Below are 23,814 nucleotides of genomic sequence, written 5' to 3' on the forward strand. Positions count from 1 at the left end.
GGAGGAGTTTTACAATGAATACACGTATTGCGATCCCGTCCGCCGCCCCCGGCGGCATGGACGCCCCCATCGACGCCCACTTCGGGCACTGCGCCATGTACACTCTGGTCGACGTCGAGGACGGGGCCGTGAAAGAGGTTTCCGTGGTCCCGAGCTGCCCGCACGTGCAGGGCGGCTGCATGGCCCCGGTCAACTATCTGGCCGACAACAAGGTCCAGGCCCTGATCTCCGGCGGCATGGGCATGCGCCCGCTCATGGGCTTCAACCAGGTCGGCATCCAGGTCTACCACGGCTCGGGCGCGCCCACCGTGAACGTGGCCGTGGAGGCGTTTCTGCGCGACTCCCTGCCGGTCTTCACCGTGGACCAGACCTGCGGCGGCGGCCACTAGCATGTCCATTGTGCTGGCAACCACCCGCCCGGAGGCGCTGACCCCCTTCACCAAGACGCTGGCCGACGAGACCGGCCAGGACGTGGCCGTGGCCCCCTCGGGGACCGTGGCCCTGGAATGGGTGGCCGCCAAAAAACCGGTCCTGGTGGTCATCGACGAGGGGCTGCCCGACCATGAGCCGCTGGACCTGGTGCGCGAGATCATGATGGTTTCGGCCATGACCCTGACCGCCGTGGTCACCTCCATGAGCGAGGATGAGTTCCACGAGGAAGCCGAGGGCTACGGCGTACTCATGCCCCTGCCCACGGCCCCCGCCGCCGAAGACGGCGTGGAGCTGGCCAAGCGGATGTCCGGCATCTGACCGGCGGATGAATGAAATGAAAAGGCCCTCCCGAAGTATTGCGGGAGGGCCTTTTGTTGTATGCGGCGACGGGAAAATCAGGTTGTGAAGGCCGCTTCGCGGCGATGGTCGGGTGATTTCGCCTCCGGCGGGCAAAGGGTGAGCCCTTTGCAATCCCATTGTCGCCTTCGGCGAGGGGTTTCTTAATAGAGATAGAACCGCCACTAACGATATCCCCCGCGAAGCGGCAATAAAAAGTTTTGGAGATTCCTAGGGTCTGTCGACATTCATTTCAACCAAATCCAAATCGCTGCAACATGTAAGAATGACATGTAGGTAGAGGCGAGCTTGTCGTATCTCGTTGCTATTCGTCTAAATTGTTTTAATTTCGCAAACATACATTCAACCATGCTGCGCTGTTTATACAGATGGCGATCGTAGTCGCGAGGTTCTTTTCTAAGAGATCGTGAAGGGATTACGGGCTGGGCTGGCATCGCTAAAATGGTGTCTACAATCTGCTGGGAATCGTATCCTTTGTCAGCAAGAACATAGTCCGCAATTTGCCCGGAAAGCAACGGTATGGCTTGTGTACAATCTGAAATATTACCTGGTGTTAGAATGAATTTGGTTGGACAGCCGAGAGAGTCTGTGCTAGCATGAACCTTGCTGGAGAACCCACCGCTAGACCTCCCGATCTGCTGGCAGAGGTGCCCCCTTTCCGCCCGCCGAATGTTGGTGGGCTCGGACGATAGAGCTGTCGATCATGAGCCACTCTGTGTCGGCATCAACTGCGAGGGTGTTGAACACCATTTGCCAAATGCCTTTCTTTGACCACCGGATGAACCTTTTGTGCACGGAAGACCATTTTCCGTAGGAAGCCGGAAGGTCTCGCCAAGGGGCACCGGTTTTCCCTATCCATAAAACCGCATCAACGAACAGCCTGTTATCTTGAGCGGTTCTGCCACTATCGCTCTTCTTTCCTGGAAGAGAATCCTTGATCTTGTCCCACTGATCATCGCGTAAAGCATGACGTTTCTGCGCTGCTACTTTCATGAAAAATGTTGTAGCACGGTCGCAGTCGAATGTCGACAGACCCTAAGAACCTTTTCCAAAGGGGCTAGACTAGAACAGGATCTGGTTTTCCGGTAATAGGTCAATTATGCCGGTAAAAAACAAGTACGCAAATCGTTCGAAAATTTCGGAAGCCAAAACCAGGGAGCTGGTCAGGCTGTTTTGCTACGACTTGGACGCAACTCAGATAAGCAAGGTGGCGAAAATAAATAGAAATACCGTCAATCGGTATATACATGCCATCAGAGTGCGAATCGCCGAGTTTTGTGAAGCGCAATCCCCCCTCACTGGGACGATCGAAGTTGATGAAAGCTTCTTTGGCCCGCGTCGGCAGAAAGGTCGTGTTGGCCGTGGAGCCTATGGGAAAACGGTCGTTTTCGGAATTTTGAAACGAAGGGGATTCGTCTACACGCAGATCGTCCCAGACTGCACCAAAGCCACCCTTCAAGGAATCATCCGAGGAAAGGTAGACCTTGAAAGTGTAATTCATTCTGATGGATTACGTTCTTATCATGGATTGGTGGACTTAGGTTATCAGAAACATTTTCGGATAGACCACGGGGAAGGCGAGTTTGCTAAAGGGACGAATCACATTAACGGTATCGAGAGCTTTTGGGGCTTCGCAAAAACAAGGCTTGTTAAGTTCTATGGCATTGCCAAAGCCACTTTCAATTTACATTTGAAGGAATGTGAGTTCCGATTCAACCACAGGAAGGACATGTACATGGTCCTCCTGAAGATACTCCGGAAGAGTCCTCTGTTCTAGTCTAGACCCTTTCCAAAAGGTTCTTAGGCCGTCGGAGACGCCTGCCCGGCGAGGGCCCGCCGGAGGCAAAGCCACCCGGCAAAATAGCGAAGCCCCGGTCTCGGGGGCAGGAGACCGGGGACTTCATTATGGAGGAGGTAAGGTAGGGTGTGACTCTTTTGGTTATCTAGGCGGGTTCGTAGTAGCACCGTTTGGGCGAAACCACGGATCCCTCTTCCTTCAGGGCCTTGATGGCCTTGGAAACTTCTTTGCTGTCCACGCCGAGCTCTTTGGCTATATCACCGGGACGCACGGGCTTGCCGGCCGCCCGCATGGCTTTAAGAACCGTATCCTTCATCGAAAAACTCCCGTTTGTTTGTGTTGGTAATAGGAATCATTCCTGACGAAAGCCCCTTTGTCAACACAAAATCCGCACAGTTGCCATCTTGGGGGTGAAACGGTAGAAATGTTGCACGGCTCCGTCCTTTGCCGGGCAGATCCGATCCCCTTGCCCAGGAGTCCTATGGCCGATCCCTCCACCATGACCCGACAGGAACTGCTCGACGAGATCGAGCGGTTGCGCGCCGAGCTTGCGCAGAGCCGCGAGCGCGCCGCCGAGCGCGTTGCCGAAGAGGGCGCCTGCGGTGCTGCCCTCGAAGTCGAAATCGAGCAGCTGCGCGAGGCCCGCGAAACCGTGGGCATGGTCAATGTCATTGTCGAGAACTCCCCGGCCGTGGTCTTCCGGCGTCTGGCCGACGACTCCCACCGGCTGGTCTACATCTCCGAAAATCTCAGCCAATGGGGCTATTCCGCCGCCGACTTCCTGGCCGGGCGCAAGGGATTCGACGACCTTCTTCACCCGGACGACCGGGAGCGGGTGGTTGAAGAGATCGTGCAGTGCCAGCTGGAGGAGGTCGAGGAGTACACCCAGGAATACCGGATCATCACGGCGGACGGCGATATCCGCTGGATCTCGGACGAGACCTCGGTGGTCACGGACGAGGCCGGGCGGCGGATCTACAACCAGGGCGTGCTGGTGGACGTGACCGCGAGCAAGCGGGTCCGCGAGGCGCTGGAGGCCAGCGAGTTCAAGTTCCGCCGGACCATCGAGGGCGCGGCCGAGGGCTATCTGCTCATGGACGGCGGCCTGGTCATCCGCGAGGTCAACGACGCCTACTGCCGCATGCTCGGCTACGAGCGCGAGGAGCTGGTCGGGCGGCGGCCCCACGACTTCGCCACCCTGGACTACCAGCGGTTTCTCGAGTCCGCCACCGAGCAGCTGCGCGGCCAGGCCGTCCGCCGTTTCGAGGGCACCATGGTCCACCGCGACGGGCACGAGGTCCCGGTGCTGGTCAGCGCCAACACCCTGCTGGACGCGGACGGCGGCTTCTTGGGCAACGTGGCCTTCGTGGCCGACCTGACCGAGCAGAAAAAGGCCCTGAACCTGGCCGCCGAGGTCCAGAAGGGACTGTTGCCGCGCAAGGCGCCGCGCATTCCCGGCCTGGACGTGGCCGGACGGTCGGTGCCCAGCGAGCTCACGGGCGGCGACTATTTCGACTATTTCGAGCCCGTGGACCCGGACCGCCCGGTCCTGTCCGTGGCCGTGGGCGACATATCGGGCCACGGCGTGGACGCGGCCCTGCTCATGACCACGGCCCGGGGCTTTTTGCGCATGCGCGCGGGCCAGCCGGGCAGCCCCGATCAGATCGTCACCGAGATGAACCGCCATCTGGCCGAGGACCTGTACGGCTCGGGCCGGTTCATGACCCTGTTCTACCTGCGTCTGGACGCGGCCGCCGCCAAGGCCGTCTGGGTCCGGGCGGGCCACGACCCGGCGCTGATCTACTGCCCGGTGCACGACAGCTTCACCGAGTTGGGGGCCGACGCCGGGCTGCCCCTCGGGGTGGAGCGCGAGCGGAGCTACCGCGAGGAGCGCGGCGACGTGCTGTCCGGCCAGATCATCGCCATCGGCACGGACGGCATCTGGGAGGCGCGCAACGCGGGCGGCGAGATGTTCGGCAAAAAGCGGTTCAAGGCAATCCTGCGCGAACGGGCCAAAGGGTCGGCCAAGGATATCGTGGACGCGGTCTTCGACGCGGTCCGGGAGCACTCGGGCGGGGCCAAGCTCGAGGACGACGTCACCCTGGTGGTCATCAAATACGGAGGCGGGCAGTGAGGCATGCGCGACTTTTTTTCCTGGCCTGCCTGATCGTGGCCTCGTCCCTTGCCCCGGCCCGCGCGGCCGAACTGTCGCGGGTCCGGCAGTCGTGGAAGGGCGACCTGCCCGAGATCCTCCGCGCCCACCGGCCCATCCGCGTGCTGGTGGTCTACAACCGGACCAATTTCTTCATGAAGGAAGGGGTCATGCGCGGGCTCGAGGCGGACATGATGAGCGCCTACGAGAAGCACCTGGCCGAGGTCCACAAGAAGGAGCTGGTCCGGCTGGTCTTCGTGCCCGTGCCGGTCAAGGAGCTGTTCCCGGCCCTGCTCGACGGGCGGGGCGACATCGCGGCCGCGGCCCTGACCGTGACCGAGGAGCGCAGCCGCCAGGCGGACTTTGCCGATCCTTACCGCACCGGGGTCACCGAAATCGTGGTCGGCGGGCCCAAGAGCCCGGCGTTGGCGTCGGCCGAGGATATGTCGGGCCGCAAGGCGTCCGTGCTGGCCGGTTCAAGCTACGCCGAGCACCTCGCCGACCTGAACGCCCGGCTCAAGAAGCAGCGGAAAAAGCCGGTGCGCATCCAGAACGCGGACCCGTACCTGGCCACCGAGGACCTGCTGGAAATGGCGGCCCGGGGCATGGTCCCTTATACCGTGGCCGACCATTTTCTGGCCGACCTGTGGCGGAAGGTCTTTCCGAAGCTCCAACTCTATCCCGACGCGGCCGTCCACGCGGACGGCAAGCTGGCCTGGGCCGTGCGCAAGGACTGCCCCGAGCTGCGCAGGAGCCTGTCCGAGTTCGCGGCCACCGTGCGCCAGGGCACCCTGCTCGGCAACATGTTCTTCAAGCGCTACTACGAGAACAACGACTTCGTCACCGACCCGACCACCCAGGTGGCGATCGGCAAGCTCCAGCCCATGGCCAGGCTCTTCCGGAAGTACGCCGAGATGTACGGCTTCGACTGGCTCAAGATCGCGGCCATGGCCTACCAGGAGTCGCGCTTCGACATGGACCGCAAGAGTTCGGCGGGCGCGGTCGGGGTCATGCAGATCAAGCCGTCCACCGCGGCCGGGCCGCAGGTGGGCATCGACGACGTCACCACCCTGGACGGGAACATCCACGCCGGGGTCAAATACCTGCGTTATCTGGTGGACAACTTTTTCTCCGACGTGGACCCCAAGGCCAGGATGAATTTCGCCCTGGCCGCCTACAACGCGGGCCCGAACCGGATCATCCAGGTGCGCAAGCGCGCGGAGGAGATGGGCCTCGATCCCACGCGCTGGTTCGGCAACTGCGAATGGGCCGCGTTCGACCTCATCGGCCGGGAGACCACGGGATACGTGTCGCACGTGCAGATGTACTACGCCGCCTACAAGGGCGCGGAAAATATCCTGCTCAAACGGCGCGAGGCCATGTGACAGGGCGCGTCTCAAGACCCGGGGCGCACCTCAAGACCCGGGGCGGCGGGGCCGTCCCGGGGATCGAAGCATTGTCCGACCGGATCAGTACCTGGGACGGGGAGCGCGCGGCTTGGCTTCGTTGACCTTCAGAGGCCGCCCGGACAGCTCGTAGCCGTCCAGGGCCTCGATGGCCGAAGCCGCGTCCGCGTCCTCCATTTCCACAAAGCCGAACCCTCTGAACCGGCCGGTCTCATGATCCTGGATGAGTTTCACGGAGGTGACGTTGCCGTATTCTCCGAACAGGTCGCGCACGTCGTTCTCGGATGCGCTGAAGGGGATGTTGCCGACGTAGATACTTTTCATGGCGATGAGGCTCCAACAAAAATGATCCTGGTAGCGGGGGAAGGATTTGAACCTCCGACCTTCGGGTTATGAGCCCGACGAGCTGCCTGACTGCTCCACCCCGCGCCATTTCCAACACCTGTTTGCGCCGTACGCCGACACCATTGAGGGCGAACACGCGGTCACAGGATTACTTAAGCCATTATAACGTGTTGTGCTTTTCGTCAACAGGGGTGGCCGATTTGTTTCGCCGCAAACGTCCCCGCGTCCGGAAACCCTTTGGGCGCACGGCCCGGCGGGCCGGGAGGCGGGGGCCGAAAACTGGCTATCGCCGGGTCGGGGAGGTTGCCTTCAGGGCGCTCGCCGATGTCGGCTGATCGCGTTCTCCGGCACAGATGTCGACTATTCTGATCGTCGGGTTGGAAAAAGCGAAGGTCTCGTATTTCGGGCTTATCTCGACATACGGGTATTGAAACAATTCCTCGTACGCCTGGTGCCTTCTGTATACCGTTTCATTCTGGTCCTTGCTCCGCAGCCCGTAGTAATACCGGTCGTACTCCATGCTGCTCGCCACAACGAGGCATATGCCATTGCCTCTTGCTTTCGCTATGTCGACATCAGCCGCGGATTCGATGAATTCCTTATCGAAGAAACGTGGCAGGCCGTAGGTTTCATAGACATAGCCTTTGCCTGTGTTGTTGATGAAGTCATTTGCCGCGAGTCTCGTGTCGTCAACGAGGTTGGCGACGATGTTCACGGTCTGGTACGCTGGAGCCAGACAGAGAGCGGACGTGGCGGCAAGCAGCAAGGCGTAGCCCAACGGTTTGCCTGCGGACGGGTATACCAGGCGATATATCCTTACGATGCCGATCCAGCCGAGTATCAGGAGCATCGGCACTATCGGGATCATGTAGCGCATGAAGTCCGGCGCAGGTTTCAGCGGGGATATTTCGTGGGCGAAGTAAAATAGGAAGATGCACAGTAAGAGTACTCTTTCCAGGAGAATTGATCGGTTCCATCTGTATATCGAGATGAAAACTCCCAAAGTGCAAAGGGCCGTCGCGGCAATCGTCATTCCAGGTATCAGGCTGCGTTCGAAATGGAACAGGAACAGATAATCAGCCGGGTGGAAGCGTATGCTATGCCCTGTTTGGATATGTTCAATTTCATGCGCCAACCCTTTGTATGCATTCGCCGTATCAATGAAAATGTTATAGTTGATAATCAAGAAGGTTAAGATCGAGATAGCCAGCGATCCGGCCAGTCGTTTCGCATACCAGTTTTTCGGGAGATTCTTGTCGACAAAAGGAACGGCCAAAAGAATGACGAGAAAAAGAGCGGATTTGTACTGCGATGAAAGCGCTATGCCGTAAAACAAGCCAAACAATGTGAGATACGTATATTTTTTCGTCTCTATTGCCTTGATCAGGAACAATACGGAAAACAACAGCGGCGCAGTGCAGTAGACATCTTCCTTAAGGTAGTGTGCATGAATCACGAGTATTGGCGAGACGGAAACGGATATACTTGCCAGCAAGGCGAATGCGGGCGGCAACAGGTTCAGCGCAAGGAAAAAGGTCGCAAGCACAATACAGGCGCCCATAAAGGCTGATACGGTCCTCCCCGCAACCGCGATTTGCTGCTCGTCGTCTATCCTCGTTATTTTTTTGATTACCTTGGACAATTTCAGCATGAACGTCGGATGCATGAAGTCCTGGGAGCCGACCCGTATGAATGTGACTTTTTTGGGCTCGTCGGAGTGAAGGTGATAGTCGAATCCGTTGTTGTACAGATTCAATGCGAAACTAAAAACAAAGAGGGATATGACAAGGAATGCGGTTGTGGATTTCTTCAAGGTCTGACGCTCGCAAGAATGGCGTGGTCGGCGTTGTTGACGCCATGGCATCGCCAGGGAGCAGGCATATGGCCAATCCCGGCGTGGGAGTCTGCGTATGAGGGCTGTGACCCCACGGAATGCGACGCCGCAATGCTCCGTATGGTCAGCCTGATACGTGCACCCGATCCAATTGTAATTGTGGCGTATCTAACACAGTAATACGTATTCGTCTATAGAGCCGCCGAGGGGACGCGGTCGCCCGCAGGCCTCCACTGAAGAAAGAGGCCATCGCGAGGAAGACGCTCACGGATGCCGGTTGAGTTGGTACGGCCGCTCGACCTGTTGCTTTATCGCAGATCGGGGCCTGGGACCCGGCTTTGCCCTGCGTCCGGAAACCCTTTGGACGCACGGCCCGGCGGGCCGGGAGGCGGGGGCCATAGTCCTTGAAAAAAGGCGTGAATTTCCTTACACCGTGTACATCCCGAAAACAGATTGGAGGGGAACTCATGAAGATACTTGTTGTCGGTTCCGGAGGCCGGGAGCACGCCCTGTGCTGGAAGCTCGCCCAGAACCCGAACGTGGAGACCATCCTGTGCGCCCCGGGCAACGGCGGCACCGCCCAGGTGGGCACGAATATACCGGTCAAGGATGACGACATCCCGGGCCTGGTCGCCCTGGCCAGGAACGAGGAAGTGGACCTGGTGGTGGCCGGACCCGAGATGCCCCTGGTGCTCGGCCTGGAAAACGCGTTGCGCCAGGAGGGCATTCCCTGCTTCGGCCCCAACGCGTTCGCCGCCAACCTCGAAGGGTCCAAGGCGTTCTCCAAGAACGTCATGGCCGAGGCGGGCGTGCCCACCGCGCCGTTCAGGGTGTTCGACGAATACGCGGACGCCGTGGCCTTCATCAAGGAGAAGGGCGCGCCCATCGTGGTTAAGGCCGACGGCCTGGCCGCGGGCAAGGGCGTGGTCGTGGCCGCCACCGAAGAGGAGGCGCTCGAGGCCGTGGAGCAGATGATGGTCAAGAAGGTCTTCGGCTCGGCCGGGGACCGCGTGGTCGTCGAGGAGACGCTCAAGGGCGAGGAGGCCTCCTTCCTGTGCTTCTGCGACGGCGTCAACTACGCCATGCTCCCGTCCAGCCAGGACCACAAGGCCGCCTTTGACGGCGACACCGGCCCCAACACCGGCGGCATGGGCGCCTATTCCCCGGCCCCGATCCTGCCCAAGGACAAATACGCCGAGACCGCCGAGCTGTGCATCAAACCGATCCTGCGCCACCTGGCCGCCAAGGGCGAGCCGTTCAAGGGCGTGCTCTACGCCGGATTGATGTACACCGAAAACGGCCCCAGCGTGCTCGAATACAACGTCCGCTTCGGTGATCCCGAATGCCAGCCCCTGCTCATGCGCCTGGAAACCGACCTGCTGGAGATCATGTTCGCCTGCATCGACGGCAAGCTCGACCAGATAGAGGTCACGTCCACCCCGCAGACCGCCTGCGGCGTGGTCATGGCCGCCAAAGGCTACCCCGGTTCCTACCCCAAGGGCATGGAGGTCACCGGCCTGGACGAGGCCGACGCCATGGAAGGGGTCAAGGTCTTCCAGGCGGGCACCCAACTCGTAGACGGCAAGATCGTCACCTCAGGCGGCCGCGTACTCTGCGTCACCGCCTTGGGCGACGACCTGGCCGAAGCCCGCAAAAAGGCTTACGAGGCCGTGGACAAAGTCCACTTCGACAACAGCTTCTACCGCCGCGACATCGCCGACAAGGGCTTGAAGCGCGCGAAATAGTTTGATGAAGATACGAGAGGGAAACTTTTGAAAAAGTTTCCCTCTCGCGCTCTCCCTTCAAAACTTTTTGGTGCTGCGCCGCCGGGAGGGGGGAGTGAAGCGGATGTCCGTCATGGCGGCGCAGGGGTGCGAGCCCCGTAATTTTTCTATTAAAAACAGACGCCTTCCGGCCATCCCCCTTCGCGAAGCGACCCAAAAAGTTTAGGAGGGAGATGGGGATGGGGGTCCGGGGGAAGGGGAAGAGGGAAGCCCTTTTCAAAGGGTTCCCTCTTCCCCTTCCCCCGGCCGCCGGAGGCGCACCCAAGGAGCGCGAAATGCCGCAGGTTGTGATTTTCATGGGGTCCATTTCGGACGAGGAGAAGATGCGTCCGTGTTCGGACCTGCTCAAGGATTTGGGCGTGGACCACGTGTTCACGGTTTCGTCGGCCCACCGCACGCCGGAGCGCACGGCGCGTCTGGTGGAGGAGTACGAGGCCGACGGTGCCCAGGTGTTCATCTGCGCGGCGGGTCTGGCCGCCCATCTGGCCGGGGCCGTGGCCGCCAAGACCATCAGGCCGGTTCTGGGCGTGCCCCTGACCGCCTCGCCGCTGGGCGGCATGGACGCGCTGCTGGCCACCCTGCAGATGCCTCCGGGCTTCCCGGTGGGCACCCTGGCGCTGGACAAGGTCGGGGCCAAGAACGCGGCCTGGCTGGCGGCGCAGATCATCGCCCTGCACGACGAGGCGGTGGCCGAAAGGATTCGGACCGCGCGCCAGGGGTTCAAGGACTCCGTGGAAAAGGCCGCGGCCAGCCTGTAGCCTCCGGCCCGTTCATGCCCCGGAAGGGGAGGGCGCGCCGAGGATCGTCCGGGTTTGCGGTACCGATCGTCCGGGTTTTGCCGGTGCGGTACGGCCCGCGCCTTGCCCGGCTTCCGGCTTTCGCGTAATCATCCGGATCAGATACCATGACGACATCCACGACACAGAGCAGCGCCGGAAGCGGGGCGCCCGAATTCCGGTCCGGCAAGGCCTCCAGGCGGTTCATCCGCAACCTGGTCTGGGTCCTGGTCATCGGCGGCCTGTTCCTGGGCGGTCAGGGTGTGCGGTATTACCTGAACTACATGCAGCTCAAGACCATCAAGGCGCAGACCGAGAAGCTGTACCATTCGGTCCTCGGGCCGGACATCGGCGGCTCGCCTTTCGGGCGGCTGCAGTTCGAGCACGGCAAGCTGATGGCGGTCAAAAGCATCGGCCTGGACCCGCTGAGCGTGCTGGCGGCCCTGAGTAAACCCGCCGGAGAGCGGGTGCGCGTGGACGGGGTCAGCCTGACCGGGACAATGGGCCGGGTGCGCGGCTATTACAGCGGCGACGAGGCCGGGTTCACGCGGTACCTGGAGAAGCTGTCCGACGACGACCGCTACCTCTTTTCGGTCTACAAGACCGATGCGTTCGGCGGGGGCGTGTCCTTCAGCCTGAACGTGGAGCCCAAGTAGCCATGGCCCGCAAGCACTGCACATATCCGTGGACCTGCTGGCCGCCCGCCTCGCAGCAGCGGCTGTTCAAGTTCATCCTGTTCGGCACGGCCGGACTGTGCTTCGCGGTCTTCGTGGGCGCGACCCTGTTCACCGGGGCGCTCGGCCAGGAGATCGCGGCCCAGAAGGAGCAGTACGGCCTGGTGGTGCCCCTGGTCCGGGAGATCACCACCCTGCGGGCCGCCCAGGGGGACCTGGTCCGGCTCACCCCGGAGGAGGCGGTCCGGCGCATCCTCGACGACCGCTCGCTGAACGACTACGCCGCCTCACTGCGCGCCACTCGCGTGGCCGAAGACCAGGAGGGCGTGGAGGTGACCCTGAACGGCCTGACCCTGATCATGCTCACGGACTTTCTGCAGGACGTGCGCGACCGGGCCAGCCTGCAGGCCCCGGAGTTCGTCCTGACCCGCAACCCCGAGGAGCCCCGCCTGGCGGACGTGCACCTCGTGCTGGCGAGGTAGGAAATGGGCGCGCACAACACCAGATTTTCCTCCCTGCCTGGCCGCATCCTGGCCCGGCTGGTGCTGATGACCCTGGGACTGGCCATCGGCGTGGTCCTGTTCACGCCGTGGGACAAGATATGGGCGTCCGCCCTGACCCGGCTGGACGAGAGCCTGCCCGGCGTGGGGCTGAGCTGGTCCGGCATCGACCGCGACGGGCCGTTCGGCTTCAGGGTGCTCGATTTTAGGATTTCCGTGGCCCAGACTCCGGGGCGGCTGCACTTCGAGCACGCCTACGTGACCATGGGCTTCTCACCCCTGGCCACGGTCCGGCTGGACACGGGCGGGTCGCAGTGCCGGTTGGAGCTGTTCCCCAACGGGGTCTTCGACTTCGAAGGCGACATGGACCTGACCTTTCTCCTCGGCAACAGCGACCTCAAGGGCGAGCTCCACGCCTCGGGCAGCCTGTTTTTGCCCGACGGGGCGCGGCTGCCCAAGAACGGCTGGGTGGACGTGCGCTCGGCCCAGCTGGTCCTGCCCGGCGACAAGGTGGTCGAGGACCTGGCCTTCACCGCCGAGATCGAGAACCGGGACATGGCCGTGCGCGACTTCTCCATGCGGTTGCCCCTGGCCTACAAGTCCACGGGCACGGCGGTCATCGACCCGGACAACTTCTTCCGTACCCGGTTCGACCTCAAGGGCGACATGACCGTGGGCCGGGACTCCTTCCCCTACGAGATGCGGGGCACCTTGGCCGACGCCATCTGGTAGGGGCCGGGCCCGCCGCAAGATTTTCTCCGGAGCGCTGACATGAAGATCGCCGTCATCCACGAAAACGCAGACGACCTGCTGGCCGGTTACGGCTCCCTGCTGTCGGCCATGGCGTCCATGGGCCACGCGGTCAACGCGCTGGCCCCGGGCAGCGGGCCGGACATCGCGGCCGGGTTCGAGGCCCTGGGCGCGGAGTACGCCATGTACCCGCTGTCCCCGCGCGGCCTGACGCCTGTGGGCGACCTGGGCACGCTGCTCCATCTGAAGCAGGTCCTGTACCGCGTCCGGCCGGATATGGTCCTGTCCATGACCGCCAAGCCGGTGGTCTACGGCTCCCTGGCCGCGCGCATGGCCTGGGTGGGCGAGGAGAAGAAGGTCTTCGCCCTGGTGGACGGACCGGGCTTCGCCTTTCAGGCGGGCGGGCTCAAGGGGCGGCTGCTCGCCCGGTTGGCCAAACCCATGTACCGGGCCGGGTTCAAGTCCTGCGACGGGATCTGCTTCCGCTCGGCCGGGACCGAGACATTTTTCCGGGAGCTCGGCGTGCTCGGGCCCGAGGCCCGGACCGGGATCGCGGACCAGGCCGACCCGGACGCTCGGGACCGGGCCGTCCTGGCCTTCTTGGGAATGATTCCGACCGATTGATTCTACAATCGGGTTGGCAGCGCCTCGCTCCATGGTGTATGCTTGGGTTGCGTTCCTGTTTTAAGGGGCGCGACCTGACCGCGAAACACAAAGGAGCGGACTCATGAACATCTCCCGAATTCTCCTCCCCGTTGACGGGTCCCGACTGTCCGACGCCGCCGCCGACATGGCCATCGACCTGGCCGGAAGCGGCGCCACCGTCATCCTGCTGACCGTGCGCCGGACCGTGCCCTCCGGATTGGGCCAGCCCAACGCCAACGAACTCCTCGAATACCTGAACAGGGGGGCCGAGGAGGTCATGACCCATTACCGGGCCAAGCTGACCAACGCCAATGTGGACTTCCTGGAGCTGGTCGTCGGCGGCGACGTGGCCGAGGTCATCAGCAACGTGGCCGACAACGAGAAGTGCGACGTCATCGTCATGGGCTCCAAGGGCAAGTCCGACCTCGAAGGGCTGTTCCTCGGCTCGGTCACCCACAAGGTCCTCCAGACCACGACCAAGCCCGTGCTGGTGGTCAAGTAGTCCCCCTCGGGGGCGCTTGCCGCGTGTCGGAACCGATGGCGACCTTGGAGACCGAGAGCGTCCCGTGTCGTCCGGCCCCTGAGCGGGCCGGGCGATCCGTCTTGCGCCTGGCCGGATGGTTGATCCTGTGCCTGCTGGCCCTGGCCGGGACGGCCATGGCCCAGGAGCGGGTGGTCGTTGTTTCGGACACCTGGATGCCCTACAGCGGCGTGCCGGGTTCCGCCCGCGAGGGGTACGCCGTGGAGATTCTGCGGGCCGTGTTCGAGTGGCGCGGGTTCGCCGTGGAGTACCGCAGGCTGCCCCGCAAGCGGGCGGTCGGCGACGTGCGCTCGGGCCGGGCCGACATCCTCATCGGCGTGACCCCGGCCGAGATGCCCGACTTCATCTTTCCCAAGACCTCCCTGGGCCGGAGCGACCTGTGTTTCTTCTCCCTGGACCCCGAGTGGCGCTTCACCGGGCGGGAGTCCCTGAACGGCGTGGTCACCGGCTATATCCAGGGGCACGATTACCCCCAGTGGTTTATGGAGGACGTGCGGCGACACCCCGAGCGGTTCCACGCCCTGCACGGCGAAGACGCCAGCGTACGTCTGCTGGCCATGCTCGCCGAGGGCCGGGTCCAGGTCATTCCGGGCAGCCGGGCCGTGATCGGCTACTATGCGCAGCAGGCGGAGTTGCAGGACAAGGTCGTCATGGCCGGGTGCAGCGGGGCGGACGCCCGCGAACTGTTCTTCGGCCTGTCCCCGGCCAACATGCCCCGGGCCCGGCTCCTGGCCGGCATCCTGGACCGGGGCGTGTACACCCTGCGCAACACCGGCCAGCTCAATCACCTGCTCATCAAGTACGGGCTCAAGGACTGGGCCAAGGCCCGCTAGGGGCTGCCCGCGCCTTTGGCCGGGTTTGACATCCCCCGGATATGGCAATACTTCCCTGAATGATTCCGGTCGGTTTTTCGGCCGCCGGAAGTGGAGCCAACCCTGTATCCCCTCGCGAGCCCGCCATGTCCGTCACGGTAATGTTCGTCGTCCTCTGCGCGGCCCTGCTGCACGCCACCTGGAACTTCTTCGTCAAGAACACTGCGGACAAGCACGCGGGCATGACCGGCGTGGTCATCGGCCACGTGCCTTTCGGCGCGGCGGCGTTGATCCTCTCTCCGCTGCCCGATCCGGCCTCCCTGCCGTACATCGTGGCCGGGGCGCTGCTCCACGTGGGCTACCAGCTCTTCCTGCTGAACTCCTACCGTTTCGGCGACCTGAGCCACGTCTATCCCCTGGCGCGCGGGTTCGCGCCCCTGGCCGTGGCCGGGGTCTCGGTGGCGTTTCTGGGCGAATCGTTGTCGGGCGTGGAACTGGTCGCCGTGCTGGCCATTGCGGCCGGGATCATGAGCCTGGCCCTGACCCGGCGCGACGACGGCATGCGCAACGGCCGGGCCGCGCTCTTGGCGCTGGGCACCGGCGCGTTCATCGCGGCCTATTCCCTGGTGGACGGCCACGGCGCGCGGCTGGCGGGCACCGCGCTCGGTTTCTACGGCTCCCTGACCATCCTCAACGGCCTGGTCCTGGCCGGGTACATGCGCCTGACCCGGCCCGGTCTGGTGACCGCCTCCGTGACCCGCAACCTGCGCTTCACCCTGGCGGGCGGGGCGGCCTCGTTCACGGCCTACGCCCTGGTCACCTGGGCCTTCACCATGGCCCCCATCCCCCTGGTCACGGCCCTGCGCGAGACGAGCATCGTCTTCGCCCTGCTTTTCGGCGTGTTCGGCCTCAAGGAGACCCTCAACCTGACCAAGGTCCTGGCCACGGGCTGCACCCTGTTCGGGGCCTGCCTGTTGCGATTCGGCCGGTAGCCGCCCGAAGTCGCTTTTTCGCCCTCGAACCGCGTCTTTTCCCGCGTCCGTAACAAATTGAGGGACATTTCTGTTGATAGCCGCCCCGGAAAACGGGTAAACATCTAGGCATATCATCTCGAAAGCACCGGCATGGCCGTTTCGGCCCGAGGCCGCGCCCAGGAGGACGGCCCGTTGCTCCAACATCATAACCGGAGGAGTCTTATGAGTTTCCCTGTTTTCAACTGCAAAAACGCGGACGACGTGATGAAGGCGGTCAAGGACTACAACGTCAGCTTCATCCAATACTGGTTCGTGGATATCCTCGGTACCCTGAAGAGCTTCCAGATCACCCCCAGCGAGCTCGAGGCGTCCTTTGAGGAGGGCATGGGCTTCGACGGCTCGTCCATCCTCGGCTTCTGCCGCATCGACGAATCCGACATGGTCGCCATGCCCGACCCGACCACCTTCCAGATCTGCTCCTGGCGGCCCTCGGAAAAGCCCGTGGCCCGCATGTTCTGCGACGTGGTCAATCCGGACGGCTCCCCGTTCGAGGCCGATTCCCGGTTCGTGCTCAAGAAGGTCATGGCCCAGGCCGCCGAGAAGGGCTATACCTTCTATGTCGGCCCCGAACTTGAATTTTTCCTGTTCGCCGACGACCAGGACACCGAGACCCTGGACGCGGGCGGCTACTTCGACGCCCCGCCCCTGGACCTGGGCAACAACATCCGCCGCGACATCATCTTCGCCCTGGGCGCCATGGGCATCCAGGTGGAGTACTCCCACCACGAGGTCGCCCCGTCCCAGCACGAGATCGACCTGCGCTACCAGGAAGGCATGAAGATGGCCGACACGGCCATGACCTACCGCGTGGTGGTCAAGGAGACCGCCCGCAAGTTCGGCTGCTACGCCACGTTCATGCCCAAGCCCATCTTCGGCGAGAACGGTTCGGGCATGCACGTCCACCAGTCCCTGTTCAAGAACGGGCGCAACGTCTTCTACGACGCCAACGACGAGTACCATCTGTCCGCCGAGGGCAAGGCCTACATCGCGGGCATCCTCAGGCACGCCCCGGAGTTCGTCTGCGTGACCAACCAGTGGGTCAACTCCTACAAGCGGCTCGTGCCCGGCTACGAGGCCCCGGTGTACATCGCCTGGGCGCGGCGCAACCGCTCGGCCCTGGTGCGCGTGCCCATGTACAAGCCCGGCAAGGAGAACGCCACCCGCATGGAGCTGCGTTGCCCGGACCCGGCCGCCAACCCGTATCTGGCCTTCGCGGTCCAGCTGGCCGCCGGCCTCAAGGGCATCGAGGAGAACTACACCCTGGCCGATCCGATCGAAGAGGACATCTTCGCCATGAACGACCGCCAGCTCAAGCGCAACAAGATCAAGGCGCTGCCCGGCTCCCTGTACGAGGCGGCCATGAACCTGCAGAGGTCCACCTTCATGAAGGACGTCCTGGGCGAGCACCTGCACACCGCCCTGGTCGAGAACAAGATCGCCGAGTGGGACGAATATCGCACCCAAGTCACCGAGTATGAATTGGACAAGTATCTGCCGATACTTTAGGGGCGCTCAATCAACAATGAAAAGGGCCCGCTGTCGATGCAGCGGGCCCTTTTCTGTTGTGCTTTCGCGCAGGGGGGCGGCTTGGGATAGCGGGCCAACCGCACATTTTTCGAGGGCCCGCCTGATCCTCACGTACAGGGAGTACGCTGCGGTCAGGCAGACCCTCGAAAAATGCACGTCTGACCCACTCTCCCAAGCCTATCCATAGCGCGGTGAGAGAGCCGCTGTCGGGTCGCTGCGCTACCCGAATCGCTCCAGAGGAGAGAGGTATTTGCGGGTCCGCACGGTCCTGCCGCAGGCACACAAAAAGTTTGGAAGAGGAGTCCAGAGGGGAAACTTTCTCGAAAGTTTCCCCTCTGGCCGATCGCTGCTGTCCTCATCCGTAGGGCTCGAAGACTCGCCAACGGCTGTAGGCCCGGAGGCATTCTTCCTCCCCCTGTCAAGTTGCTTTTTTATGCTTATCGGGTGCTTTTGGGCGTCATTCTTCGACAAAACAGGGTGTTGGCGAAAATCGGGGGTATGCTGGTTTGGATTCCCGGGGGTGGACCTCGGGGGCGAAACCAGGAGGTTGCCATGGCAGCACCATATCTCTGTGATGTGAGGCGCGGCCCGGACGGGCGCATTGTGGAGAAAACCGAGACGGTCCGAGGGCGCAAGTCAACCTGGACCTATGCGTATGACTCCGGCGGGCGGCTGGCCGAGGCCAAGCTGGACGGACGGCTGATCTGCCAGTGCTGGTACGACCGTGAAGGCCGTCGGGTGCGGGATTACCTGCCCGCCACGGCCGGGGCGAATTATCGCGACTACCAGTACACCCCGGACAACCGGCTGATGCGTGCCGGGGGCGGGCAGTATTCGCACGACGAGCGCGGTTTCCGGTCCATCTGGTCGGACAAAGGCGTGTATACTTTGTACGAGTACAGCCCGGACTATCGGCTGCTCAAGGCCGAAGAGGAGGACCGCGACAAGGCCTTCACCTTTGCCCACGACGAGGACGGGCAGCGCGTGGCCAAGTACAGGAACGGCCAATTCGTGGAGGCCTACCAGTGGCTCGACTTCGTGCGCCTGGCCGCGTTTCAAGACGGGCGGCACCAATACGAATTCGCCTACCGCGACGGCGAGCGCACGCCCTTCGCCATGCGCCGCGACGACGGGACCGTGGCCGGACTCTTCTACGATCAGGTCGGTTCCCTGCGCGTGGTTGCCGACGTAGACGACAACGTGATAAAGGAAGTGCTGTACGACCCGTTCGGCGGCATCATCGAGGACACCAACCCGGACCTGCGCCTGCCCATCAGCTTTGCTGGCGGCCTGCACGACCGGGACCTGGGCTTCGTCCGCTTCGGCTGGCGCGACTATGACGTCAGGACCGGCCGATGGACCGCGTCGGACCCGCTGGGCGACAAGGGCGGGGACCCGGATTGGTATGGGTATTGTTTGGACGATCCGGTGAACGGGATCGACCCGCTGGGGTTGGAAGGCGGCTTTTGGGGAGGCGTGAAGAAAATCGGAGCCGGGCTTGGTAAGTTATGGGACAGGGCACCGGCCGGCATAGGCGAGGCCATTACCAAGGGCGCAAAGGGAGCCGGGGAAGCATTGAGCAAAACGGCTGAAGCCTTCAAGACGAATAAGGACTTGCAAAAATATACCGCCATTGCCCTGGGGGCCGGGGCGGTTCCCATCGTCGCGGCGGGAGCGGTTGAAGCGGCCCCTGCGGTCATAGGGGCTGCCATGCGATACCCGGATAAGCTTGCGGCCGGGTCAAAGGTTGCAGCGGATTTCGTCTCTGGCGCTTTCGATCCGGGGCCGCCGCCTCCGAGCGAGGCTGGCTATGCGGGCGTGGCAGCGAGCAAAATATATGATCGGTGGAAAAACAGGAGATGACATGAGAATCAAACCTGGTGAAATTGTACTCAGCACTATTCTTATCGGGACAAGCTTGTTGGGTATCCTTTCCGGTGAAGCTTTTTTCAGGGGGTATCCTTCACCGATTTGGGTGGAATGGGTAATGTTGGCGGGAGGTGTTGCCATCCCAATCTTGGCTTGGTTCCTCCGCTCGCCTTCTCGAAATAAATAGAAATAACCATATGAAATGCCCTGGAAGCTGCTTTCCAGGGCGTTCCTTTAACCTTATGGCTCCCTCGGCTTCGCGGGCGGCCTGCACGACCGGGACCTGGGTTTTGTCCGCTTCGGCTGGCGGGATTACGACGTCAGGACCGGCCGATGGACCGCGCCTGATCCGATTGGGGAGAAGGGTGGGGACCCGGACTGGTACGTCTATTGTCTGGACGACCCGGTGAACGGGGTGGATCCGCTGGGACTGGAAACAAATGGGTTGGGGCTCGGCGCTGCCCTTTCCGCCTTGGGTCTGACTGTCGGGGGCAACGCCATGCTTTCCGAGGATGAAGATGGAGAACGGGCCCTGGAGTTCAGCATCGAGGCAGGCGGAGAAAAGAGCGATGATTACCCCCCTGGGCCTCCGTTCTCCAAGGACGATTAGCCCGTCCAGCAGAGCTCGATTTTGACCACGAAAAAGCCCCCTGCGGCATGCGCTGCGGGGGGCCTCGTTCGCCTATGAGGTGGGTTATTTCGAGAACGCTTCGGAAACGGCCCGCATCACGGTCTGGATGTTTTCCGGGGTGGCCGGGGTCTCGCCTTTCTTGAAGCCGAGGCCGTCGAGTTGGATATGTTCGAACCCGGTGAAGCCCGCTTCCTCCAGGGTCTTGCGCGCGCAGTTCAGGGGGCAGCCGTCGATGGCCACCACCTTTTGCGCCGCTTCGGTGGACTTGACGATGCCGGACACCCGGCCGCCGATGCCCGCCAGGCAGAACATCTTGGCCGTTCCCTCACGGGACACGGACCGGGCGGCCTGGTCCGCCACCTCGCCGACGTCCGCCGCGCCGGAGCAGGAGAACACGAATTTCGGGGCCGCCTGACACGAGCAACCGCAATCTGACATGATGGTTTCCTCCTTGTTATACGGTTACTTCAGCCAGCCGAGCACGTCTTTTTTGGACGGGGCCTTGCCGACCACCTTGACCTCGCCGTCGATGACCACCGCCGGGGTGGAGAAGATACCGTACTTGGCGATTTCCTGGAAATCCTTGACCTTTTCGATGTCCGCCGCGATGCCCGCTTCGGCCACGGCGTCGCGCACGGTCTTTTCGGCCTGTTCACACTTGGGGCAGCCCGGGCCCATGACCAGAATCTTCATGATAAACTCCTTTGAAATCGGTTAGATGACAGCATTGAAAAGATAGCCGACGATGAGGATGCCGCAGCCGACCACCCCGATGAAGGCGGCGATGAGCCTCGGCTTGAGGACCTTGCGCAGGATGACCATCTCCGGGAAGGACAGGGCGATGACGGACATCATGAAGGCCAGCGTGGTGCCCAGCGCCGCGCCCTTGCCGAGCAGGGCTTCGACCACCGGGATAATGCCCGCCGCGTTGGTGTACATGGGGATGCCGAGCAGGACGGACAGGGGCACGGACCACCACGTATCGCTGCCCATGATCACGGCCAGTTGGCCTTCGGGCACGTAGCCGTGGATGGCCGCGCCCGCAGCGATGCCCAGGACCACGAACTTCCAGACCCGGCCCACGATGTCGCGCACGGATTCGAGCGCGTAGGTGAAGCGGTCCTTCCAGGTCATGTGCGGCTCGTCGGCCGCCTCGCCCGCGCGGATCTCGCGCACCCAGTCCTCGACGTATTGTTCCAACCGCATGCGGCCCATGACCCAACCCGCGACCACGGCGATGGAGATGCCGGTGGCGAAATACAGGGCGGCGACCTTCCAGCCGAGCAGCCCGTAGAGCAGGACCAGGGCGATCTCGTTGACCATGGGCGCGGCGATGAGGAAGGAGAAGGTCACGCCCAGCGGAATGCCCGCGGTCATGAACCCGATGAACAGGGGCACGGCCGAGCAGGAGCAGAACGGGGTGATCACGCCGAGCAGCGCGGCCAGCACGTTGCCCGCCGATTCCCGTTTTCCGGCCAGGAAGGACCGGGTCCAGTTGACGGTCACGAACGAACGCAGGATGCCCACGCCGTAGACCACCAGCAGCAGGAGCATGAGCACCTTGGGCGTGTCGTAGACGAAGAACTGCACGGCCGCCCCCAAGTGCCCGGCCGGGTCGAGCCCGAGCAGCCCGTAGGCGAACCACTCGGAGAAGGGCAGCAGTTGCAGGTAGAGGGCATACCAGGCGGCCACGGCCAGGACCTGCAAGGCCAGGATCCGCACGACACCGGCTTCGCCCTTGGCTCCCTTGCGCGCGTTGCTCTCGCAGGCGCAGGAAATGTTGTTCTGTTCAGACATGATTACCTCGTTTGGCGTTTTCGCCAAGTGTGTCTCCAAAAAAATATCCAACCCGCCCCAAAGGAATCAAATGGGTTGGAAGGGTGCGACCCCTTCCCCGCCGGAGGCGAAGTCACCCAACAAATCCCGCCGCAGGCGGCCTCCATAATTCTTCATTTCTCCTTGGCCTCGATCACGGACTCGATGCAGTGGAAGAAGTTGATCACGCAGGGCACGCGCAGCCGGTAGTAGATGTTCTTGCCGCGCCGTTCGTCCTCGACGATGCCCGCCTTCTTGAGCACGGTAAGGTGCTTGGACACGGTGGACATGTCGGCCCCGACCAGGTCGCGCAGGTCGCAGACGCACCGCTCGCCGCGCGAAAGCTCGTCGATCATCATCAGCCTCGACGGGTGGGCCATGGCCTTGACCACCTTGGCCCGCTCCTCGAAACGGTCGGCCAGCACGATTTCCTGCACCACATGCACCTCCATGGTCTACGCTTGGCAATATAGCCAAATGATCGCCCGAGTCAAGAGCGGGGGCGGAAAAAAGCGAAAAAAGATGTTCAGGCTCAGTCGCGGGGTGCGATGGTGGCCCTGCCGTGGCTGTAGCTCAGCCGGTAGGGCTCGTTGCGGACCACGTGGTCCAGGGCGGCATTCATGGGCGTGAAGCTGGTGATGGCCCCACCGTTGGTGGTCACGGTGACGAAGACCTTCTGGCCCGGCCGGGGATTGAAGTAGACCATGCCCTCGGCCCGCTTCTGCCAGCCGCCGGAAAAGGTCTTGCAGCCGCCGACAAAGGTGTCGGGTACGTAAGGCGTGACGGCGTAGACCTTCTTGAAGGTCACGTTGTTGAGGGTGCCGTCGGCGTTGTGGGCCATGGCCTGTACGGTGGCCACGGTGGCGATGGCCTTGATCTCCGATTCCTGGGCCATCATGGACAGGTAGTCGGGGTCCTGGGCACGCGCGGGCAGGGCCAGAATCAGAAGCAGCAGTATCGAGAGGAGTGTGCGGATTTTCATGAGTATTTATGGTTTCCGGGGGATGAGCGGCGGAAACGAATGCACCCTAGCCCAGATGAACGGCAGGCGCAACAATGTGCAAACCGCCCGGTGCACAAGGGTGGGGAATACCCTTGGGGCTTGCCTTTGCGCGGATTCGGATTAATTCTATACCACAGAAATCTGGATTATAACCCCGGAGGCGACCATGGGAACGGTACAGGCGGTCAATATCAGCGACAGGACCGGTGAGAAGAAGCATGAGGTGGAATCGATCACGCTCATCGAGGACTACGGCGTGGAACACGACGCCCACGGCGGGAGCGGGCGGCAGGTCAGCCTGCTGGCGCTGGAGCGCATCGAGGACATGAAAAAGGCGCTCGACACCCTCAAGGCGGGCGATTTCGCGGAGAACATCACCACTACGGGCGTGGCCGCGTCCGAGCTTGCGCCCGGTATGCGCCTGGCCGTGGGCGAGGCCGAGCTGGAGATCACCCAGATCGGCAAGACCTGCCACCACGGGTGCGCCATCCGCAAGCAGGTGGGCTACTGCATCATGCCCAAGGAGGGCGTGTTCGGCAGGGTGACAAAGGGCGGGGTCGTCAAGAAGGGCGACCGCATCGCCATCGTGCAAACCGCATAACCGTCGCCGGTCCGTATCGACAAACCGCGCTGAATCCGTTAGCTTTCATGGTGACCTGGGAGGTCCCATGGAATACTTCGCCTCGGCGCAAAACATACAGTGGCTCATCTGGCTCGGTGTGGGCCTGGTCTTCGTCATCGCCGAACTGGTGGTGCCCGCCTTTATCGTCGTCTTCTTCGGCGTGGGCGCGTTCATCGCCGGGGGAACGGCCTTTTTCGGGGCTACGGTTCCGGTCCAGCTGGTGGTCTTCGGCGTCTCGTCCGTGATCCTGCTCATCCTGTTCCGCAAGATGATGGCCGCCACCTTCACTGGTGAAAAGGCCGAGGACGAGAAAGAAGAGAACATCATCGGCCAGCAGGCTGAAGTCGTGGACGCCATCCGTCCTCCCCAACCCGGAAGAATCAAGTTCCAGGGCTCGTTCTGGAGCGCCCGGAGCAGCGAGGCTGTGGAGCGGGGCTCCATGGTCCGCATCGTCAAGCGTGACGAAAACGACGTGAACGCCTTTATGGTGGAAAAGGAGCAATAGAT

28 protein-coding genes, 1 tRNA gene and 1 pseudogene are annotated in these 23,814 nt (G+C 62.5%); 20 read left to right on the forward strand and 10 right to left on the reverse strand.

Annotated elements, in window-relative coordinates; translation table 11 throughout:
- The first annotated feature begins 14 nt into the window (after nt 1-14).
- Both ACR42D_RS00190 and ACR42D_RS00195 read left to right on the forward strand, forming a co-directional pair.
- A complete protein-coding gene (locus tag ACR42D_RS00190) occupies nt 15-389 on the forward strand; it encodes a NifB/NifX family molybdenum-iron cluster-binding protein (protein WP_338668857.1) in 375 nt (124 codons plus the stop codon).
- Nucleotide 390: 1 nt separating this feature from the next.
- Nucleotides 391-750, forward strand: a complete 360-nt coding sequence (locus ACR42D_RS00195) for a response regulator (RefSeq protein ID WP_484564861.1) — start codon at nt 391-393, stop codon at nt 748-750.
- 266 nt (nt 751-1,016) lie between these two features.
- Here the strand turns inward: ACR42D_RS00195 and ACR42D_RS00200 are convergent.
- Nucleotides 1,017-1,782, reverse strand: a protein-coding gene (locus tag ACR42D_RS00200; RefSeq protein ID WP_484564834.1) for an IS5 family transposase whose coding sequence is annotated in 2 segments (ribosomal slippage) — nt 1,017-1,431 and nt 1,430-1,782 — 768 coding nt in all. Because the reading frame shifts where the segments join, the coding sequence is not laid out codon by codon here.
- A gap of 106 nt (nt 1,783-1,888) precedes the next feature.
- Here ACR42D_RS00200 and ACR42D_RS00205 point away from each other — a divergent pair.
- Nucleotides 1,889-2,566, forward strand: a complete 678-nt coding sequence (locus ACR42D_RS00205) for an IS1595 family transposase (RefSeq protein WP_484564862.1) — start codon at nt 1,889-1,891, stop codon at nt 2,564-2,566.
- 166 nt (nt 2,567-2,732) lie between these two features.
- Here ACR42D_RS00205 and ACR42D_RS00210 read toward each other — a convergent pair whose 3' ends face one another.
- Nucleotides 2,733-2,903 carry a transcriptional regulator gene (locus ACR42D_RS00210; RefSeq protein WP_484564863.1) on the reverse strand — a complete coding sequence of 57 codons (171 nt, stop codon included), beginning with the start codon at nt 2,901-2,903 and terminating at the stop codon, nt 2,733-2,735.
- Nucleotides 2,904-3,068: 165 nt separating this feature from the next.
- Between ACR42D_RS00210 and ACR42D_RS00215 the strand changes: the two genes are divergently transcribed.
- Nucleotides 3,069-4,721, forward strand: coding sequence for a PP2C family protein-serine/threonine phosphatase (locus ACR42D_RS00215; protein WP_484564864.1), 1,653 nt, complete (start codon nt 3,069-3,071; stop codon nt 4,719-4,721).
- Nucleotides 4,718-6,124, forward strand: coding sequence for an MltF family protein (locus tag ACR42D_RS00220; protein ID WP_484564865.1), 1,407 nt, complete (start codon nt 4,718-4,720; stop codon nt 6,122-6,124). Before ACR42D_RS00215 ends, ACR42D_RS00220 begins: the two co-directional genes overlap by 4 nt.
- An 84-nt stretch (nt 6,125-6,208) precedes the next feature.
- On the opposite strand, the gene ACR42D_RS00225 is transcribed toward ACR42D_RS00220, so the two are convergent.
- The 3 genes from ACR42D_RS00225 to ACR42D_RS00235 form a co-directional block, all read right to left on the reverse strand.
- Nucleotides 6,209-6,469, reverse strand: a complete 261-nt coding sequence (locus ACR42D_RS00225) for an RNA recognition motif domain-containing protein (protein WP_484564866.1) — start codon at nt 6,467-6,469, stop codon at nt 6,209-6,211.
- A gap of 28 nt (nt 6,470-6,497) precedes the next feature.
- A tRNA-Met gene (locus ACR42D_RS00230) sits at nt 6,498-6,574 on the reverse strand.
- A 199-nt stretch (nt 6,575-6,773) separates the two neighbouring features.
- Nucleotides 6,774-8,303, reverse strand: coding sequence for an ArnT family glycosyltransferase (locus tag ACR42D_RS00235; protein ID WP_484564867.1), 1,530 nt, complete (start codon nt 8,301-8,303; stop codon nt 6,774-6,776).
- Between the two features lie 488 nt (nt 8,304-8,791).
- Here ACR42D_RS00235 and purD point away from each other — a divergent pair, with 488 nt between their 5' ends.
- The 13 genes and pseudogenes from purD to ACR42D_RS00300 form a co-directional block, all read left to right on the forward strand.
- Nucleotides 8,792-10,069, forward strand: coding sequence for a phosphoribosylamine--glycine ligase (purD, locus tag ACR42D_RS00240; protein WP_484564868.1), 1,278 nt, complete (start codon nt 8,792-8,794; stop codon nt 10,067-10,069).
- A gap of 314 nt (nt 10,070-10,383) precedes the next feature.
- On the forward strand, nt 10,384-10,866 hold the full coding sequence (purE, locus tag ACR42D_RS00245) for a 5-(carboxyamino)imidazole ribonucleotide mutase (protein WP_484564869.1): 483 nt from the start codon (nt 10,384-10,386) through the stop codon (nt 10,864-10,866).
- Nucleotides 10,867-11,012: 146 nt separating this feature from the next.
- The gene (locus tag ACR42D_RS00250; RefSeq protein ID WP_484564870.1) at nt 11,013-11,540 is read left to right on the forward strand and encodes a hypothetical protein; all 528 of its coding nucleotides are present in this window, start codon (nt 11,013-11,015) and stop codon (nt 11,538-11,540) included.
- Nucleotides 11,541-11,542: 2 nt separating this feature from the next.
- The gene (locus ACR42D_RS00255) at nt 11,543-12,040 is read left to right on the forward strand and encodes a hypothetical protein (protein ID WP_484564871.1); all 498 of its coding nucleotides are present in this window, start codon (nt 11,543-11,545) and stop codon (nt 12,038-12,040) included.
- A gap of 3 nt (nt 12,041-12,043) precedes the next feature.
- A complete protein-coding gene (locus ACR42D_RS00260) occupies nt 12,044-12,790 on the forward strand; it encodes a hypothetical protein (protein ID WP_484564872.1) in 747 nt (248 codons plus the stop codon).
- A 39-nt stretch (nt 12,791-12,829) separates the two neighbouring features.
- On the forward strand, nt 12,830-13,432 hold the full coding sequence (locus ACR42D_RS00265; protein WP_484564873.1) for a glycosyltransferase: 603 nt from the start codon (nt 12,830-12,832) through the stop codon (nt 13,430-13,432).
- A gap of 103 nt (nt 13,433-13,535) precedes the next feature.
- Nucleotides 13,536-13,955, forward strand: a complete 420-nt coding sequence (locus tag ACR42D_RS00270; RefSeq protein WP_484564874.1) for a universal stress protein — start codon at nt 13,536-13,538, stop codon at nt 13,953-13,955.
- A gap of 101 nt (nt 13,956-14,056) precedes the next feature.
- A complete protein-coding gene (locus ACR42D_RS00275) occupies nt 14,057-14,827 on the forward strand; it encodes a substrate-binding periplasmic protein (protein WP_484564875.1) in 771 nt (256 codons plus the stop codon).
- A 125-nt stretch (nt 14,828-14,952) separates the two neighbouring features.
- Complete coding sequence (locus tag ACR42D_RS00280) at nt 14,953-15,798, forward strand: EamA family transporter (RefSeq protein WP_484564876.1); 846 nt, start codon at nt 14,953-14,955, stop codon at nt 15,796-15,798.
- A 204-nt stretch (nt 15,799-16,002) separates the two neighbouring features.
- Nucleotides 16,003-17,346, forward strand: a complete 1,344-nt coding sequence (locus ACR42D_RS00285; RefSeq protein WP_484564877.1) for a glutamine synthetase family protein — start codon at nt 16,003-16,005, stop codon at nt 17,344-17,346.
- Between the two features lie 573 nt (nt 17,347-17,919).
- On the forward strand, nt 17,920-19,230 hold the full coding sequence (locus tag ACR42D_RS00290) for an RHS repeat domain-containing protein (protein WP_484564878.1): 1,311 nt from the start codon (nt 17,920-17,922) through the stop codon (nt 19,228-19,230).
- 1 nt (nt 19,231) lies between these two features.
- A complete protein-coding gene (locus tag ACR42D_RS00295) occupies nt 19,232-19,423 on the forward strand; it encodes a hypothetical protein (RefSeq protein WP_484564879.1) in 192 nt (63 codons plus the stop codon).
- 72 nt (nt 19,424-19,495) lie between these two features.
- Nucleotides 19,496-19,846: pseudogene (locus ACR42D_RS00300) on the forward strand (RHS repeat-associated core domain-containing protein); the annotation flags it as partial.
- 84 nt (nt 19,847-19,930) lie between these two features.
- Here the strand turns inward: ACR42D_RS00300 and ACR42D_RS00305 are convergent.
- From ACR42D_RS00305 to ACR42D_RS00325, 5 genes are all read right to left on the reverse strand, one after another.
- Nucleotides 19,931-20,305: a putative zinc-binding protein gene (locus tag ACR42D_RS00305; RefSeq protein ID WP_484564880.1), complete on the reverse strand. Its 375-nt coding sequence runs from the start codon at nt 20,303-20,305 to the stop codon at nt 19,931-19,933.
- A 24-nt stretch (nt 20,306-20,329) separates the two neighbouring features.
- Nucleotides 20,330-20,560: a thioredoxin family protein gene (locus ACR42D_RS00310; protein WP_319582674.1), complete on the reverse strand. Its 231-nt coding sequence runs from the start codon at nt 20,558-20,560 to the stop codon at nt 20,330-20,332.
- Between the two features lie 21 nt (nt 20,561-20,581).
- Nucleotides 20,582-21,664: a permease gene (locus ACR42D_RS00315; protein ID WP_484564881.1), complete on the reverse strand. Its 1,083-nt coding sequence runs from the start codon at nt 21,662-21,664 to the stop codon at nt 20,582-20,584.
- Nucleotides 21,665-21,816: 152 nt separating this feature from the next.
- Nucleotides 21,817-22,119 (reverse strand): ArsR/SmtB family transcription factor, encoded by a 303-nt coding sequence (locus ACR42D_RS00320; protein ID WP_484568427.1) that lies wholly within the window; start codon nt 22,117-22,119, stop codon nt 21,817-21,819.
- Nucleotides 22,120-22,214: 95 nt separating this feature from the next.
- Nucleotides 22,215-22,664 carry a hypothetical protein gene (locus ACR42D_RS00325; RefSeq protein WP_484564882.1) on the reverse strand — a complete coding sequence of 150 codons (450 nt, stop codon included), beginning with the start codon at nt 22,662-22,664 and terminating at the stop codon, nt 22,215-22,217.
- Between the two features lie 187 nt (nt 22,665-22,851).
- On the opposite strand from ACR42D_RS00325, the gene ACR42D_RS00330 reads away from it, so the two are divergent.
- The gene (locus tag ACR42D_RS00330) at nt 22,852-23,286 is read left to right on the forward strand and encodes an MOSC domain-containing protein (RefSeq protein WP_484564883.1); all 435 of its coding nucleotides are present in this window, start codon (nt 22,852-22,854) and stop codon (nt 23,284-23,286) included.
- A gap of 67 nt (nt 23,287-23,353) precedes the next feature.
- On the forward strand, nt 23,354-23,812 hold the full coding sequence (locus ACR42D_RS00335; RefSeq protein ID WP_484564884.1) for an NfeD family protein: 459 nt from the start codon (nt 23,354-23,356) through the stop codon (nt 23,810-23,812).
- The last annotated feature ends 2 nt before the right edge of the window (nt 23,813-23,814 follow it).

The sequence above is a fragment of the Pseudodesulfovibrio sp. lm2024 genome (assembly GCF_051175575.1).
Lineage (GTDB): Bacteria > Desulfobacterota > Desulfovibrionia > Desulfovibrionales > Desulfovibrionaceae > Pseudodesulfovibrio > Pseudodesulfovibrio caledoniensis.

Excerpts from the sequence above, each read along its gene's own strand:
- ACR42D_RS00210 (WP_484564863.1), bottom strand. The coding sequence starts at position 2,903 with ATGAAGGATACGGTTCTTAAAGCCATGCGGGCGGCCGGCAAGCCCGTG.
- ACR42D_RS00255 (WP_484564871.1), top strand. The coding sequence starts at position 11,543 with ATGGCCCGCAAGCACTGCACATATCCGTGGACCTGCTGGCCGCCCGCC.
- ACR42D_RS00260 (WP_484564872.1), top strand. The coding sequence starts at position 12,044 with ATGGGCGCGCACAACACCAGATTTTCCTCCCTGCCTGGCCGCATCCTG.
- ACR42D_RS00310 (WP_319582674.1), bottom strand. The coding sequence starts at position 20,560 with ATGAAGATTCTGGTCATGGGCCCGGGCTGCCCCAAGTGTGAACAGGCC.
- purD (WP_484564868.1), top strand. The coding sequence starts at position 8,792 with ATGAAGATACTTGTTGTCGGTTCCGGAGGCCGGGAGCACGCCCTGTGC.
- purE (WP_484564869.1), top strand. The coding sequence starts at position 10,384 with ATGCCGCAGGTTGTGATTTTCATGGGGTCCATTTCGGACGAGGAGAAG.
- ACR42D_RS00335 (WP_484564884.1), top strand. The coding sequence starts at position 23,354 with ATGGAATACTTCGCCTCGGCGCAAAACATACAGTGGCTCATCTGGCTC.
- ACR42D_RS00330 (WP_484564883.1), top strand. The coding sequence starts at position 22,852 with ATGGGAACGGTACAGGCGGTCAATATCAGCGACAGGACCGGTGAGAAG.
- ACR42D_RS00205 (WP_484564862.1), top strand. The coding sequence starts at position 1,889 with ATGCCGGTAAAAAACAAGTACGCAAATCGTTCGAAAATTTCGGAAGCC.
- ACR42D_RS00285 (WP_484564877.1), top strand. The coding sequence starts at position 16,003 with ATGAGTTTCCCTGTTTTCAACTGCAAAAACGCGGACGACGTGATGAAG.
- ACR42D_RS00280 (WP_484564876.1), top strand. The coding sequence starts at position 14,953 with ATGTCCGTCACGGTAATGTTCGTCGTCCTCTGCGCGGCCCTGCTGCAC.
- ACR42D_RS00225 (WP_484564866.1), bottom strand. The coding sequence starts at position 6,469 with ATGAAAAGTATCTACGTCGGCAACATCCCCTTCAGCGCATCCGAGAAC.
- ACR42D_RS00215 (WP_484564864.1), top strand. The coding sequence starts at position 3,069 with ATGGCCGATCCCTCCACCATGACCCGACAGGAACTGCTCGACGAGATC.
- ACR42D_RS00295 (WP_484564879.1), top strand. The coding sequence starts at position 19,232 with ATGAGAATCAAACCTGGTGAAATTGTACTCAGCACTATTCTTATCGGG.
- ACR42D_RS00250 (WP_484564870.1), top strand. The coding sequence starts at position 11,013 with ATGACGACATCCACGACACAGAGCAGCGCCGGAAGCGGGGCGCCCGAA.
- ACR42D_RS00265 (WP_484564873.1), top strand. The coding sequence starts at position 12,830 with ATGAAGATCGCCGTCATCCACGAAAACGCAGACGACCTGCTGGCCGGT.
- ACR42D_RS00305 (WP_484564880.1), bottom strand. The coding sequence starts at position 20,305 with ATGTCAGATTGCGGTTGCTCGTGTCAGGCGGCCCCGAAATTCGTGTTC.
- ACR42D_RS00270 (WP_484564874.1), top strand. The coding sequence starts at position 13,536 with ATGAACATCTCCCGAATTCTCCTCCCCGTTGACGGGTCCCGACTGTCC.
- ACR42D_RS00325 (WP_484564882.1), bottom strand. The coding sequence starts at position 22,664 with ATGAAAATCCGCACACTCCTCTCGATACTGCTGCTTCTGATTCTGGCC.
- ACR42D_RS00195 (WP_484564861.1), top strand. The coding sequence starts at position 391 with ATGTCCATTGTGCTGGCAACCACCCGCCCGGAGGCGCTGACCCCCTTC.
- ACR42D_RS00290 (WP_484564878.1), top strand. The coding sequence starts at position 17,920 with ATGGCAGCACCATATCTCTGTGATGTGAGGCGCGGCCCGGACGGGCGC.
- ACR42D_RS00315 (WP_484564881.1), bottom strand. The coding sequence starts at position 21,664 with ATGTCTGAACAGAACAACATTTCCTGCGCCTGCGAGAGCAACGCGCGC.
- ACR42D_RS00190 (WP_338668857.1), top strand. The coding sequence starts at position 15 with ATGAATACACGTATTGCGATCCCGTCCGCCGCCCCCGGCGGCATGGAC.